This is a genomic window from Thiobacillus sp. (genome assembly GCF_018780105.1).
In the GTDB taxonomy this organism is placed as follows: Bacteria; Pseudomonadota; Gammaproteobacteria; order Burkholderiales; family Thiobacillaceae; genus Thiobacillus.
Genome location: NZ_JADMKC010000005.1, coordinates 323,844 through 337,389 on the forward strand (window position 1 = coordinate 323,844; position 13,546 = coordinate 337,389).

The window sequence follows — 13,546 nt, forward strand, 5'->3', positions numbered from 1 at the left end:
CGGGGGGCGAGTTCCAACGAGGCAGCGAGTTTAACGCCGGCCGGTTGTTATTGCGGATGCGGGCGCGGTATGCTTTTGGATCATTCTTTGGAGACGACCATGAAAACCACCCTTGCTCTGACCTTGCTGTTGTTCACAGCGTCCGCCCATGCTGCCGTGATCGGCAAGGATGTCAGCTATCCGGCGGGCGATACCACGATGCGCGGCTATCTGGCCTACGACGACGCCGTCAAGGGCAAGCGCGCCGGGGTGCTGGTGGTGCCCGAATGGTGGGGCGTCAACGACTACGCACGGAAGCGGGCGCGCATGCTGGCCGGCGAAGGCTATGTCGCGCTGGTGGTCGACATGTACGGCAACGGCCAGACGGCCGACAACCCGGCGGATGCTGGCAAGCTGGCCGGCAGCGTCAACAAGAATCCGCCGCTGGCGCTGGGCCGCTTCCAGGCGGCCGAGCAGTTTCTCGGCAAGCAGCCCAATGTGAAGAAGGGCGAACTGGCCGCGCTGGGCTACTGTTTTGGCGGCGGCGTGGTACTCAACATGGCGCGCGCGGGCGAGCCGCTAAAATCGGCGGTCAGCTATCACGGCGTGCTGGCCACCGACGTCGCGGTCAAGCCCGGCAGCATCAAGACGAAGCTGCGCGTGTTCCACGGTGAGGCCGACCCGGTGGTGCCGCCGGAGCAGGTCGAAGCGTTCAAGCTCGAAATGGACACCGCCAAGGCCGACTACATGTTCGTGGCCTATCCAGGGGTGAAGCACACCTTCACCAACCGCGAAGCCGACAGCTACGCAGCGCAGTTCGGCCTGCCGCTCAAATACGACAACGCGGCCGACACCGATTCGTGGACGCGCACGCTCGAATTCCTCAAGTCGACCCTGAACAATGACTGACACCTGCGACCACGACGGCCACGCCCACCCGGCTTCGGGCAGTCTCGGCATCCCGCAGGTCGGGCAGTTCGATCCGGCGGCGTTCGAGCGGGCGGTCAACGACATGCTGGTCGCCTGTGGCGTGGCGCCGGATTCGGTACATACCGGGCGCACCGCCCAGCGTGTGCGCGAACTGTGGCAAAAGCGCCTGCTCGGCGGCTACGCCATGCACCCGGCCGATGCGCTGGGCGAAGGCTTCGCCGACACGCGCGACGACATGGTGGTGGTACGCGGCATCGCCGTGCATGGCGTCTGTCCGCACCATCTAGTGCCGTTTCGCGGGGTGGCACACGTGGCCTATATTCCGGGCGGCCGGCTGCATGGCTTCGGGCGCATCGCGCGCATGGTCGATGCGATCGGCCATCGCTTCACCTACCAGGAATGGATGACGCGCGACATCGCGGAAGCCCTGGTGACGCACGGTCTGGCGCAGGGCGCTGCGTGCATCATCGAGGCCGAGCAACTATGCCTGCTGCTGGGCGAAGACCGGCGCGGCGACGAACGCGTGGTGACGCAGGCGTTCACCGGCTGCTTCCGCAGCAGCGATCAGCAGCGCAACGAGTTTCTGCGCGCGGTGTCGCACTCAGATTTGCGCTGATCGCAGCGGTCTGGTTTTGATTGTCCCTGCGCCTCGTACCCGCATGAAGTCTGCCGTCCTGTCGCTTGCCTTGCTGGCGGCCACGCCCGCGCAGGCCGCCGAAGCCCCCAACTGGAATACCGAACCTGCACCCAGCGTGCTAGTCAACCTGAGCGAGCCGGCTGCCGACGAAGTGGTGGTGGTGATCAACGACAACGCCCTGGGCGGCAACCATGCCGGCCTGTTTGCCGGCAAGCGGCTGCTCGATCCGGCGGGCAGCTATGTGGGGGTGCGCAGTGAAGACAAGGACTGGCCGGGGCCGAGCCTGGCGGACTACGCGCGCTATCAGACAGTCGACGGCCCCAACATCCGCCTCTATCGGTTTCGCCTGCAGCCCGATGCGTTCGCCCTGATCGAACAGCGCATCCAGGCCAGCGGCTTTACGGCGCCGCTGTTCTGTGCCGTGGCGGTGCAGAACCTGCTGGTCGGGGTGCCGCCGTTCGGGTCGATCGAATCGACCGGCTGGACGTACCCGACCGCGCTGGCTCAGACCCTGGATACGCTGACCCGGGGAGAGCCTGCGGCCGGGGTCTGCCAGAAGCTCGACGCGTCGCCGTGCTGATCCGCCCTGATTCTTTGTCTTGACACATACCAACCGGTATGTATGATCAGGTTCATGAACGCATCGATCAAAACCCCCGACCTGACCCGGCAAAAACTGCTGGAAGCGGCCTTCGCTGAAATTCATCGCAACGGCTTTCAGGCGGCATCACTGACGCATATCCTCGCGGATACCGGCTTGACCAAAGGTGCGCTGTACCACCATTTTCCCGACAAGAAAGCGCTGGGGCTGGCGGTCATCGAGGAGGTGATCCGGCCACAACTGGCGGCAATGATGTTCGCGCCGCTGGCCGATACTCAACAGCCGCTGGCAGCGATGCAGGCGTTGCTCAAAGGCAAGGCGAGCGAGCCCGACCCCTGGGTGGTGACGCTGGGCTGTCCGCTCAACAATCTGATGCAGGAAATGAGCCCGGTCGACGAAGCCTTTCGGCTGCAGCTGAACAGCCTGTTCGAGGCGTGGGTGGGCGTGGTGACGGCGGCGCTGAAGCGCGGCCTCAAATCGGGCGAAGTGAATGCAGCGGTCAAGCCTGGCGATACCGCATTTTTCATTGTGTCCGCGCTCGAAGGCTGTATCGGGATGAGCAAGAACACGCAGTCGGTCGCGGCGTATCGAGGCTGCCTCGGGCAGTTGAGCCACTATCTGGACACCCTGAAATCATGAATTTCGCAACCGGAGGGGATGCGCATGAAAAGTGAACTGCAACGTCCGCGTACGCTGATCCTGCCGCCCGCGCCTTACGCGGCTGCCCTTCTGGGCGGCTGGTGGCTGGATCGCCATGTGCTGCCGCTGGCCTTCGATGGCGGGGCCGCCTCGCGTCCGCTTGGCTGGCTGTGGCTGGCCGTCGGCCTGATGTTGTTCAGCTGGACGCTGTGGACGTTTTACCGCCATCACACCACGGTCAATCCCTATGCAGGCGCATCCGCGCTCTGCACGGACGGCCCGTTCCGCTTTAGCCGCAATCCCATCTACCTGGGCGACTGGTTCATTCTGGTCGGCGTGGCCTTGCTGCTCAACACGCTGTGGCCGTTGCTGTTCGCGCCCCTGATCTGGGTCATGTTGCGCTTCGGCGTGATCCGGCATGAAGAAGCCCATCTCGAAGCGAAATTCGGCGAGGCTTACCGGCAATACAAACGCCGTGTCAGACGCTGGATCTAAACCCCAAGGAGAGTTCAATGAGTATTTTGCAAACGATGACGCCCGAGACCGCAACGGGTGAAGTGGCCGAGATTTATGCGCAGATCAAGCAGGCATGGGGACATGTGCCGACGGCGATCCAGGTGTTCAGCGCCAATCCGTTCCTGCTCCGTCATCAGTGGGAGTACTACAGCAGCATGATGCAACATCCGCGGCTGTCTTTTCCGCTGACCGCGTGCATCCGCATGCTGGTGTCGCAGGGCGGTCAGTGCGCGTATTGCATCGATATGAATGCAGGCATGCTGATCAACATGGCCGGCTGGACACCCGAGCAGGTGGCCGCAACGCGGGCCGATTTCAGGAACAGTCCGCTGTCCGGGGATGAAAAGATGCTGCTGGGACTGGTGCTGAAGGCAACCCGCGATTCCAACAGCGTCACCGCGCTGGACGTTCAGGGTGCGCGCGAAGCGGGCTGGACGGATGGCGACATTCTGGATGCAGTCAACCACGGCGCGCGTATGGTGGCGGCCGACATCCTGATCAATGGCTTCAAGGTCGAGCGCGATTTTTGAGACGGCGGAGGCGAAGCGCCGCCTTCCGATGATTTCCCCATCGCCAACCCCCCCGCGTCTCGATGTCCCTAACTGGCTGACGATTGACTTCCGCAACGGTAGGGGGGGCTTCGGCTACCCAACTGAAGCCGTCTCAAGCCAGCTTGAGGCGCTCGCGGGCGTTGCGGGTGGTGGCTGCGGCGATGTCTTCGACCGTCATGCCACGCAGCAGGGCCAGTTCCGCTGCAATGCGCGGCAGCTCGCCCGGGGCGTTGCGGCCCTGGCCGATCCACACGGGGGGCATGTCGGGGCTGTCGGTTTCCAGCACGATGGACTCGAGCGGCAGCTCGGCTGCCAGCCTGCGCAGATGATTGGCGCGCGGCCAGGTGAAGGCACCGCCGAATCCCAGCTTGAATCCGAGCTTGATGAATTCCGCCGCCTGCTGCGCGCTGCCGTTGAAGGCATGCGCGATGCCGCCGGGCAGCTTGATCTGGCGCAGGTGTTTCAATAGTTCGTCGCTCGACTTGCGGCAGTGCAGCAGTACCGGCAAGTCGAAATCACGCGCAATTTTCAGCTGCTCGACGTAGTAATGCGTTTGCGTGGCCGGGTCGAGTCCGCGCACGAAAAAATCCAGACCGATTTCGCCGATCGCCACCGGACGGTGCGCCGCGATTTGCGCGCGCAGATCTACCAGGTGCTCGGGCCGGTGAGTCGCGATGTACATCGGGTGCAGCCCCCATGCCGGCAGGCAGCCCGGATAGCCCGTGCAGGTGGCGGCAACGGCGGCAAAATTGTCGCGGGTGATCGAGGGCACGATCTGCAGGGCGACGCCGGCAGCCTGGGCGCGCCCGTACTCGGCGTCGCGGTCGGCGTCGAATTCAGCCGCGTCGAAGTGGCTGTGGGTGTCAATGAAAAACGGCGTCCTGGAAGACGCCGTTTTGCTTGCATCGGACATGCAGGCTCAATCGCTGTTGGCAAAACCCAGCAGCTGCAGCAGGCTGGTAAACAGGTTGAAGATCGCCACGAACAGGGTGACGGTCGCCATGATGTAGTTGGTTTCGCCGCCGTGGATGATGTTGCTGGTCTCGTACAGGATCAGGCCGGACATCAGCAGCACGAACATGGCCGATACCGCCAGCGACAGGCCGGGCAGTTCGAAGAAGAACGCGCCGATGCTGGCGAGGAAACCGACCAGGATGCCGACCGCGAGGAAGCCGCCCATGAAGCTGAAATCCTTGCGGGTGGTCATCACGTAGGCCGACAGGGCGAGGAAGATCGCAGCCGTGCCGCCCATCGCCATCATCACGGTCTGGGTGCCGTTGGGCAGCGACAGGTAGGCGTTGAGGATGGGGCCGAGGGTATAGCCCATGAAGCCGGTGAGGGCGAACACGAAGCCGAGGCCTGCACCGCTGTTGCGGAACTTGGTGGTGAGGAACAACAGGCCAAAGTAGCCGACCAGGGTGATGATGAAGCCGGGCGAGGGCAGGTTGAGCGACATGGTCACGCCGGCGGTGAGCGCGGCGAAGGCCAGCGTCATCGACAGCAGCATGTAGGTGTTGCGAACGACCTTGTTGGTCGATACGGCAGCAGACTGGCTGCGATCAAGGGTGGTGTATTGCGTGTTCATGCGACCTCCAGAAATAACGAACGTCAGAATGACGCGATAAGCCATTCTAGCTGCGGATTTTTACGAAAGATAGCGTCGGGCCATGGCTGAAACCCCTGTGTCGTCACGGTTTTAGCTGATTGCATCGTCGCTTTGCCGGATGACGCGCCGGATGATGTCCGGCGTGAATCCCCGGCTCTGCAGGAAACGGATGTGGCGGGCGGTTTCAGCAGCATCGTTCGGCGGTGTGCCGAACTTCTTTTGCCACACACTGCGCGCGCGTTCGAGTTCGGTGTCGCGGTTGTCACCCAGCACGCAGGCAATGATGGCGTCGCTCACTCCGCGCTGGCGCAGGTCGTAGGCCAACTTGACGCTGCCCGCGCGCGCGCGGTGGTCGGCCACATAGCTTTCGGCGAAACGCTGATCCGACAGCCACTTTTTATCTTCGAATGCGTCCAGCAGGGGGCGGATTTCCTCGACTGGATAACCCGCCTGTTCCAGCTTGCGACTGAGTTCAACGCGGCTGTGTTCGCGCCGTGCCAGCAAGCCCAGCGCGCGTTCGCGCAGCTTGTTAGCTTGCGCTACGTTGGCGCCGGGTTCAGGCATCGGCTTCGGCGGGCGCCATGGCCTGGCTGTTGACGCCCACGGCCACGCGGACCTTGGCTTCGATTTCGGCGGCGATTTCCGGATGCTCCTTCAGGTATTCGCGCGCATTGTCCTTGCCCTGGCCGATTTTCTCGCCGTTGTAGGCGTACCAGGCGCCGGACTTGTCGACGAACTTGTGGAGGACGCCGAGTTCGATGATTTCGCCTTCGCGCGAGATGCCCTGGCCGTAGAGGATGTCGAAGAAGGCTTCCTTGAACGGCGGCGAGACCTTGTTCTTGACGACCTTGACCTTGGTTTCGTTGCCGATGATTTCGTCGCCTTTCTTGATCGCGCCGATGCGGCGGATGTCGAGGCGAACCGAGGCGTAGAACTTCAGCGCGTTGCCGCCGGTGGTGGTTTCGGGGCTGCCGAACATGACGCCGATTTTCATGCGGATCTGGTTGATGAAAATCACCAGGGTGTTGGTGCGCTTGATGTTGGCGGTGAGCTTGCGCAACGCCTGGCTCATCAGGCGGGCTTGCAGACCCATGTGCGAATCGCCCATTTCGCCTTCGATTTCGGCTTTCGGCGTCAACGCGGCGACCGAGTCGACCACCACCACGTCAACGCTGCCGGAACGCACCAGCATGTCGGCGATTTCCAGCGCCTGTTCGCCGGTATCGGGCTGCGAGACCAGCAGGTTGTCGACGTCGACGCCGAGTTTTTGCGCATACGAGGGATCAAGCGCGTGCTCGGCGTCGATGAAGGCCGCGGTACCGCCGAGTTTCTGCATTTCGGCAATGACCTGCAGCGTGAGGGTCGTTTTGCCGCTCGACTCCGGGCCGTAGATTTCGACCACCCGGCCACGCGGCAGGCCGCCAATCCCCAGCGCGATATCGAGGCCCAGCGATCCGGTCGACACTGCCTGAATGTCGCGCGCGACATCGTGGTCGCCCAGGCGCATGACGGAGCCCTTACCGAACTGCTTTTCGATTTGCCCGAGGGCGGCGGCAAGTGCCTTCATTTTGTCTTCGGTCATTGCGGGGGTGGCCATGGTGTCTCTCCAGAGTGGGTTGCGATGGGGTGACTTTAGGCCATACATTTATTCATGTCAATAAAAAATATCACCTAACTATAAAATACTAATCATGTTGTTTTATTTGGCGGGCGCGCGCCTATAATCGTCCGAGTCTCAGGCTTGTTCGGAGCAAGCGATATGATTTCAAAAGAAAAAATGTGGCTGGATGTGAAGTGGGCGACGCGCCAGCGTCTGCAGTACATCGAAATGATGGCCTGGTATGGGGGCGTGGTCACGCGTGGCGATGTCGCGAAAGCCTTTGGCATTTCGGATGCGGCCGCCACCAAGGACCTCAAGCTTTACAGCGACCTGGCACCCGGCAACCTGGTGTACCAGCACGGCGTGTTCGGATTCGTGCCGAATGAACATTTCGCTGCGGTGTTTGCCGACCTGGCGCCGGCCCGGGCCTTGCCCATCATCGCAGCCAATCTGGCGGTCGCGAACGGGCCCTACGGGGTGGAACTGATCTACGGATTGGCGAGTGCGTCATTGCCCCTGCCGGTGCGCCTGCCGAGTCCGCAGATCCTGGCGCAGATCACGCGTGCCATTCGCGGTCGCCGCAAATTGCGGATTCGTTACCGTTCGCTGTCCGACCGCGAGGATCGCACCGGCCAGGACAGCCCGGCGCAACGCATGCTCGAGCCCCACACCCTGGTCGATACCGGCACCCGCTGGCACGTGCGTGCCTATCACGAAGAGAGCTGCGACTTCCGCGATTTCGTGCTGTCGCGCATTACGCATGCCGAATGCCTGGATACGCCCGCCGAATCCGGCGGGCAGTACGACGAAGACTGGACGGAAACGGTCAGCCTGCAGCTTGCGCCGCACAGCGGGCTCGATGTGCTGAAGCGCGAAAGCCTGTTGCTGGATTACGGCGTGGCGAGTGACGGGGTGATCGAGGTGGACGTGCGGCGCGCCCTGCTGGGCTACGTGCTGCAACGCATGAACGTCGACACCACGCCGGACCACGCGATGAACCCGAATGCCTATCAGTTGATGCTGTTGAACCGCGACGAGATCGAACCGTTCGCGGCGTGGGCGTTTTATTCGGGATTGAGCTGATGTGTAGAGGTTCCGGCTTGATCTGACAGCACGTGTCTGATTCTTCGTTCGGTAGTCTCAAATCGACCCAAAGCGGAAGTTGGCCGATTCTGAAAGCCGACATTCAACTTTTGAGATAACCAGCCACCGGAGCATGTAGCGTGGAGTGAACCCAGCAGTGCAACTGTTGGATGGTTCGGTTGATTGTTTAGCTAGGTTAAATTGGCACATTAGTCAACGTTGAGCGCCTTACAGGACTATTGACACCATACCGCTTGGTGATGTCCACAATCAGATTGTAAAACCAGTCCGGTGCTTCGGGTCCCACAACCACACTTCGCACGAAAGAGTTGAGGTCGGCAATTGGAAGATGGATGCTCTCTGGCGTTCTCTCCCAATCGCCACGGTGGCGTGATATTAGTATCCGAAGTTCGCGCTCATACGAATATGCTTCGTGTTTGAATTCGAGAGGGTCTGTGTAGTGCCCAATAACCATGTCCGGATTCGCGAAATGATTGATATATCTAACCTTCGAGATGTATGTCAGATCGGGCCAGGTGGATGCAACGGTAAGTAGGCGCTCAATCATTGTAGTGACAGCGATGGAGGTCGCCGCACCACCGTACAGTTTCCAAAGGGCCATATTGTCGCGGGCTCCAATGCTCCAGCACGAAACAAGTGATCCCACACGTGCGCGGCGATAGAAGGTTTCAGAGTTTTCATTCGTGTGCCCATCGCGATGAGCTTCATCGATAGAGCGCCGAATAACTGGCGTAAGTGCCCCCTCAAACCGGTCCGAAAATTTATCAGCTCGACGGAAGTAAAGGGATTCAGTCCGCAGTAGATCAATGTATTTAGCCAAGTCCATGTAACGGCGCAAGACTCCACTCAACTTCAGTCCCGGCGAGGTGGTCACTTCGAACGTGTCAGCCATGGTTAGATGCCGCCCATTTGCGAGATCACGATTGTCACTGCCGTACCCAGAAGCGCCGCCACGATTGACCACACCACCAGTCTATTAGAAAGCCCCCACTGTGATTCTCGAGGTTGTGCTTTCTTGTAGGCCGAATAGCTTTCCAATGCAAGGCCTTCACGTGCTATAGCCGAGAGGGAAAACGGACCAACGATTGCGTATTGCGCACCATGACCCGTGAAGTTTCGCCTGAATGGCTTATTTGCCGATGACACAATGACATTATTAGCGAAAAGCTCCCTAGCCAGTTCGCAGGAAAAGTCGAACTCTTCGTCGGAAGCAAAATTTTCCCGCTTGATGAAGGGCGTTTCTTTTAGAACGGCGAGCAGCTTGAATTCTTTTTCCGAGAACATGTAGTGGGCCTTTAGCGCCTAACTTTCAGTTTGAGGGGGCTCCGGTAGCAAGTTCCACTTGCTGTCGGAGCCGAGCACTCGAAGCGTTTGTTAGGTCGTCTTTTTACTTTAATGAATGCAGCCAAGATAGTTGACTCCGAACCTTGACCTTGCCTGTTGTGCGAGTGTTTCGGAACATGCTGAAGCAACGTGCAATCCTACGCCGTCGATACAAAAGTATGGATTCGCCGGATCATCAGGATGTGGGGATAGCCCTTCGATGTGCTCGTTTCGGCCTATCAGGGCGTAGCGTAATGATGCCCATAGCTCAAAACCTAGTTCTAATAGGTCGTCAGGTGGGTAACCCGAGTTCACACCTGCTCGTACTTGCTTTGTTATTAAACCCATTTCTTCAAGAAGCATTCCGCCTAGAGCATGAGCAGCGTGGTCGGCGGCTTGGATGCCACCGATCATTTTCGAGTCGGAGCCGGGGAACGAAGAAATGTTTAGATCCCTTAGTCGTTCCAAGTCGCCGATCCCTAGCCTGATATTTTGATCTAGGTACAGGACGTGCTCGCCTTCTTGCAAGAAGCCTGTATCGGTAAGTTGAACGAGAAGATCGGTGCAGTATTCCCCGAGCCGCAGCCTTTCTGACACTGGTGCGACAGTTAGTGCGAGCTTTGAACGTTGTAGCAATTCGGCCATAACCTGGCGCTGCACCACTCCTAAATTGCTATTCTCTTTTGGGTCGGAGCTTTTGTATTCAGCTGATTCTGGGTTTAGCCCTAGCCGACGCCATTGCTCGCTAACGATTGGCGAGAGGTCGTGCTCAGACACTACGAGCGCTCCAATAATGAAGTTCCCTCGCTCCCGAATTGTCTCGTCAAAGTAGAAATACGACATGGCACAGAGACCTAATAGTTATTCACCGGACGGTCAGCCCGAATTATTGAAATTCGCAGAACATGTTGATAAGCCGTAACTGCTTGATCCATGGTCGGTCTGTCGAGGCTGTCTGTCCGTATATGTATTGATAATCCGGACAAAATGTCTGCTGTGGGAGACACGCCCAGATGACCGCTCATGGCCGGTTCCTGCCTGATAAGCACGACCTGAGCATGAACGCTCAGTCAGCCCAAGTCTGAACTTCTACAGTTGATACCCGCTCAGGGCTTTCCGCCGATCAACTCAAGCAGTCCGCGCAAGGCCGCCGCGACGGCACGCGAGCGGATTTCCTCGCGGTCGCCGTCGAGACGGCAGGTAGACGACATGACCGTGCCGTCTGCCAGCGCCCAGCCGTAGCACACCAGTCCGACCGGTTTTTGCGGGGTGCCGCCGCCGGGTCCGGCGATGCCGGAAATGGCGAGCGAGGCCTGCGCGTGGCTGTGTGCAAGAGCACCTGCCGCCATGGCGCTGGCGGTTTCTTCGGATACGGCACCGTAGGTATCCAGCGTGGCGGCCGGCACGCCGAGCATTTCCTGCTTGGCCGCATTGGCGTAGGTAATGAAGCCGCGTTCGTACCAGGCCGAACTGCCGGGTATGGCGGTGAGCAATTGCCCGATCCAGCCGCCGGTGCAGGATTCGGCGGTGGCGACCATCCAGCCGCGGGCGAGCAGCGCGGCGCCCAGTTCACCGGCGAGTTGCTGGAGTTCTTCGTCGTTTACACGAGCCATTGCAATCCTTTAATCAGGGCCAGCGCGTAGCCCGCTGCCAGAAGGTCGTCGAACATGACGCCGAAGCCGTTTTTGAGATGGCGGTCGGCCAGCCGGATCGGCCAGGGTTTGATGATGTCAAAAAAGCGGAACAGCAGGAAGGCGATGCCGGCCCACAGCCAGCCGGGTGGCGTGAACAGCAGCACCAGCGCAAACGCGACGATCTCGTCCCACACCATGCCGCCGTGATCGGCGACGCCGAGCGCGCGGCCGGTTTTGCCGCAGGCCCAGACGCCGAGCAGAAAGCCGGCAATCAGCAGGATGAGCTGGTTCGGCAGGTCCGGCACAACGGCGACAACCAGCCAGTACAGCGGCCAGCCGAGCAGGGTGCCGACCGTGCCGGGGGCTTTGGGCGCGAGCCCGCTGCCGAAGCCGAAGGCGATCAGGTGGGCCGGGTGCGCGAGGAGGAATTTGTGATCAGGCCGCAAAGTGGTCATAGCCGGTTTTGTCGTAAGGGAGCGGCTGGCCGTCGGCCGCCAACACGCTGAGGCCCGGCTCGGCCGTGATCTGGCCGATGCGGCTGATGCTCACGTTTGCGCTGGCCGCGGCAGCGAGGATGGCATCGCGCCGCCCGGCGGGCGCGGTGAAACAGAGTTCGTAGTCGTCGCCCCCCGCCAGCACGCATTCGCGCGCCACGGTTTCGTGCAGATAGGTTTGCACTACGGGCAAGGTCGGCAGCGCGTTGAACGCCAGGTGAGCACCCTTGCCCGAGCGTTCGAGGATATGGCCCAGGTCGGCCAGCAGGCCGTCCGAAATGTCGATGGCGCTGTGGGCCAGTCCGCGCAGCGCGATGCCGAGCGCCACGCGCGGTGTCGGCAGATACAGCGCGGGCAGCACTTTGGCAGCATCGATCTGGTCCATGAGCAGCCGCCCCTGGCGATACGCCAGCGCCATCGCCGCCGAGCCGAGCACGCCGGAAACCCAGATGTCGTCGCCCGCCTGTGCACCATCGCGGCGCAGTGCCTGGCCGGGCGGGATTTCGCCCATCACCGTGATGCTGAGGGTGAGCGCGCCGCGCGTGGTGTCGCCGCCGACCAGTTCGATGCCGTGCTGGTCGGCCATGCGAAAAAAGCCGCGGGCAAAGGCGGTGAGCCAGGCGTCGTTTTCTTCTGGCAGGGCGATGGCCAGTGTCGCCCAGCGTGGCGTAGCACCCATCGCGGCGAGGTCGGACAGGTTCACCGCCAGCGACTTGTGACCGATTCCGGCGGGGCTGTCCTGCGGCGAAAAGTGGCGGCCTTCGAGCAGCATGTCGGACGATACCGCCAGCTGCATGCCGGGCGTCGGCGCCAGCAGCGCACAGTCATCGCCCACGCCCAGCACCGCACCGGGGGTGGCACGGGTGAAGTGTTTGGCGATGAGGGAGAATTCCATTTTTAGGGGTCAGGATTCAGGGGCCAGGATTCAGGGGACATTGTGCGGCCTTTGGCCGCGTTGACTTGATAGAGAAACGCGAAGCAGCATTCCCTGACCCCTGAATCCTGACCCCTATCCCCTACTTTTTTCTGGCCTGGCCTGCTTCTACTACGCGCATTTCCTGCGCCAGTTTGTCGAGCACGCCATTGATGTATTTGTGACCGTCGGTGCCGCCAAAGGATTTGGCCAGCTCGACGCTTTCGTTGATGACGACGCGCATCGGCACGTCGGGGCAGTTCAGCAGTTCATACGCGCCAATCAACAGGATGCTGCGCTCGACCGGCGACAGTTCGTCGAGGGTGCGGTCGGTAAAGCGGGCGATGTGGCTGCCGAGCAGGTCTTCCTCCTTCAGCACGCCGTAGAGCAGGGTGCGGAAATAGGCTTCGTCGGCGCGTTTGAACTGTTCGTCTTCGGCCAGGTTGGCCGCGATCAGGGTGACGTCGGCGCCGCCCACCAGCCAGGCATACAGGCCTTGCAGGGTGAACGAGCGGGCAAGTTTGCGGGAGCCGGCCATTTCAGATCCGCTTCAGCAGGTTGGCCATTTCGATGGCCACGCGCGCAGCGTCGCGGCCCTTTTCGGCCATTCGCACATGCGCCTGCTCGATGGTGTCGACGGTGAGGATGACGTTGGCAATCGGTACGCCGGTTTCCAGCTGCACGTCGAGGATGCCGCGGGCGGATTCGTTGCAGACGATTTCAAAATGATACGTGTCGCCGCGCACCACGGCACCGATGGCGACCAGCGCATCGAACTTGCCCGACTGCGCCATTTTCTGCAGCACCAGCGGATGCTCGAGCGCGCCGGGCACATCGACCAGCAACACGTCGTCGCGGGCAACGCCAAGCCGGTCCAGTTCGGTTTCGCACGACGACAGCAGGCCTTCGCAAATGTCCTTGTTGAACCGGCTCATGACGATACCGATTTTGAGGCCCGCCCCCTGATAGACCGGGTCGAGTTCGGAGATGTCGCTGCTGGTTCCCATATTCGTGTCCTT

At 61.0% G+C, this 13,546-nt stretch carries 19 protein-coding genes; 7 read left to right on the top strand and 12 right to left on the bottom strand.

Going from position 1 to position 13,546, the window contains the following annotated elements:
- Positions 1-99 precede the first annotated feature (99 nt).
- The 6 genes from IV098_RS05870 to IV098_RS05895 are packed head-to-tail and all read left to right on the top strand — an operon-like array spanning position 100 to position 3,832.
- Positions 100-888 carry a dienelactone hydrolase family protein gene (locus IV098_RS05870; RefSeq protein ID WP_296886963.1) on the top strand — a complete coding sequence of 263 codons (789 nt, stop codon included), beginning with the start codon at positions 100-102 and terminating at the stop codon, positions 886-888.
- Positions 881-1,525, top strand: a complete 645-nt coding sequence (gene folE, locus IV098_RS05875) for a GTP cyclohydrolase I FolE (protein WP_296886964.1) — start codon at positions 881-883, stop codon at positions 1,523-1,525. The genes IV098_RS05870 and folE overlap by 8 nt, the downstream gene beginning before the upstream one ends.
- Before the next feature lie 43 nt (positions 1,526-1,568).
- Complete coding sequence (locus tag IV098_RS05880) at positions 1,569-2,126, top strand: hypothetical protein (protein ID WP_296886966.1); 558 nt, start codon at positions 1,569-1,571, stop codon at positions 2,124-2,126.
- A gap of 54 nt (positions 2,127-2,180) precedes the next feature.
- Positions 2,181-2,786, top strand: coding sequence for a TetR/AcrR family transcriptional regulator (locus IV098_RS05885; protein WP_296886968.1), 606 nt, complete (start codon positions 2,181-2,183; stop codon positions 2,784-2,786).
- Between the two features lie 24 nt (positions 2,787-2,810).
- Positions 2,811-3,281 (top strand): isoprenylcysteine carboxylmethyltransferase family protein, encoded by a 471-nt coding sequence (locus IV098_RS05890; RefSeq protein ID WP_296886969.1) that lies wholly within the window; start codon positions 2,811-2,813, stop codon positions 3,279-3,281.
- A 17-nt stretch (positions 3,282-3,298) separates the two neighbouring features.
- A complete protein-coding gene (locus IV098_RS05895; RefSeq protein WP_296886971.1) occupies positions 3,299-3,832 on the top strand; it encodes a hypothetical protein in 534 nt (177 codons plus the stop codon).
- Between the two features lie 133 nt (positions 3,833-3,965).
- Here IV098_RS05895 and IV098_RS05900 read toward each other — a convergent pair whose 3' ends face one another.
- The 4 genes from IV098_RS05900 to recA all read right to left on the bottom strand — a co-directional run bounded on the left by IV098_RS05900 (position 3,966) and on the right by recA (position 7,041).
- Entirely contained in the window at positions 3,966-4,766 is an 801-nt protein-coding gene (locus tag IV098_RS05900; protein ID WP_296886973.1) for a TatD family hydrolase, read from the bottom strand.
- A gap of 6 nt (positions 4,767-4,772) precedes the next feature.
- On the bottom strand, positions 4,773-5,438 hold the full coding sequence (locus IV098_RS05905) for a Bax inhibitor-1/YccA family protein (protein ID WP_296886975.1): 666 nt from the start codon (positions 5,436-5,438) through the stop codon (positions 4,773-4,775).
- A gap of 111 nt (positions 5,439-5,549) precedes the next feature.
- Positions 5,550-6,023 carry a recombination regulator RecX gene (recX, locus tag IV098_RS05910; protein WP_296886977.1) on the bottom strand — a complete coding sequence of 158 codons (474 nt, stop codon included), beginning with the start codon at positions 6,021-6,023 and terminating at the stop codon, positions 5,550-5,552.
- Complete coding sequence (gene recA, locus IV098_RS05915; RefSeq protein ID WP_296887093.1) at positions 6,016-7,041, bottom strand: recombinase RecA; 1,026 nt, start codon at positions 7,039-7,041, stop codon at positions 6,016-6,018. The genes recX and recA overlap by 8 nt, the downstream gene beginning before the upstream one ends.
- Before the next feature lie 177 nt (positions 7,042-7,218).
- Here recA and IV098_RS05920 point away from each other — a divergent pair, with 177 nt between their 5' ends.
- Positions 7,219-8,142 carry a YafY family protein gene (locus IV098_RS05920; RefSeq protein WP_296886979.1) on the top strand — a complete coding sequence of 308 codons (924 nt, stop codon included), beginning with the start codon at positions 7,219-7,221 and terminating at the stop codon, positions 8,140-8,142.
- Between the two features lie 196 nt (positions 8,143-8,338).
- Here IV098_RS05920 and IV098_RS05925 read toward each other — a convergent pair whose 3' ends face one another.
- The 8 genes from IV098_RS05925 to ribH form a co-directional block, all read right to left on the bottom strand.
- Entirely contained in the window at positions 8,339-9,055 is a 717-nt protein-coding gene (locus IV098_RS05925; protein WP_296886981.1) for a hypothetical protein, read from the bottom strand.
- A 2-nt stretch (positions 9,056-9,057) separates the two neighbouring features.
- Positions 9,058-9,447 (bottom strand): hypothetical protein, encoded by a 390-nt coding sequence (locus tag IV098_RS05930; RefSeq protein WP_296886983.1) that lies wholly within the window; start codon positions 9,445-9,447, stop codon positions 9,058-9,060.
- 108 nt (positions 9,448-9,555) lie between these two features.
- Positions 9,556-10,263 carry a hypothetical protein gene (locus IV098_RS05935; RefSeq protein WP_296886985.1) on the bottom strand — a complete coding sequence of 236 codons (708 nt, stop codon included), beginning with the start codon at positions 10,261-10,263 and terminating at the stop codon, positions 9,556-9,558.
- A 329-nt stretch (positions 10,264-10,592) separates the two neighbouring features.
- Complete coding sequence (locus IV098_RS05940) at positions 10,593-11,099, bottom strand: CinA family protein (protein WP_296886987.1); 507 nt, start codon at positions 11,097-11,099, stop codon at positions 10,593-10,595.
- A complete protein-coding gene (locus tag IV098_RS05945) occupies positions 11,087-11,575 on the bottom strand; it encodes a phosphatidylglycerophosphatase A (RefSeq protein ID WP_296886989.1) in 489 nt (162 codons plus the stop codon). Before IV098_RS05945 ends, IV098_RS05940 begins: the two co-directional genes overlap by 13 nt.
- Entirely contained in the window at positions 11,556-12,509 is a 954-nt protein-coding gene (gene thiL, locus IV098_RS05950; protein WP_296886991.1) for a thiamine-phosphate kinase, read from the bottom strand. Before thiL ends, IV098_RS05945 begins: the two co-directional genes overlap by 20 nt.
- A gap of 121 nt (positions 12,510-12,630) precedes the next feature.
- Positions 12,631-13,065, bottom strand: a complete 435-nt coding sequence (gene nusB, locus IV098_RS05955) for a transcription antitermination factor NusB (RefSeq protein WP_296886993.1) — start codon at positions 13,063-13,065, stop codon at positions 12,631-12,633.
- Between the two features lies 1 nt (position 13,066).
- On the bottom strand, positions 13,067-13,534 hold the full coding sequence (ribH, locus tag IV098_RS05960) for a 6,7-dimethyl-8-ribityllumazine synthase (protein WP_296886995.1): 468 nt from the start codon (positions 13,532-13,534) through the stop codon (positions 13,067-13,069).
- Between the last annotated feature and the right edge of the window lie 12 nt (positions 13,535-13,546).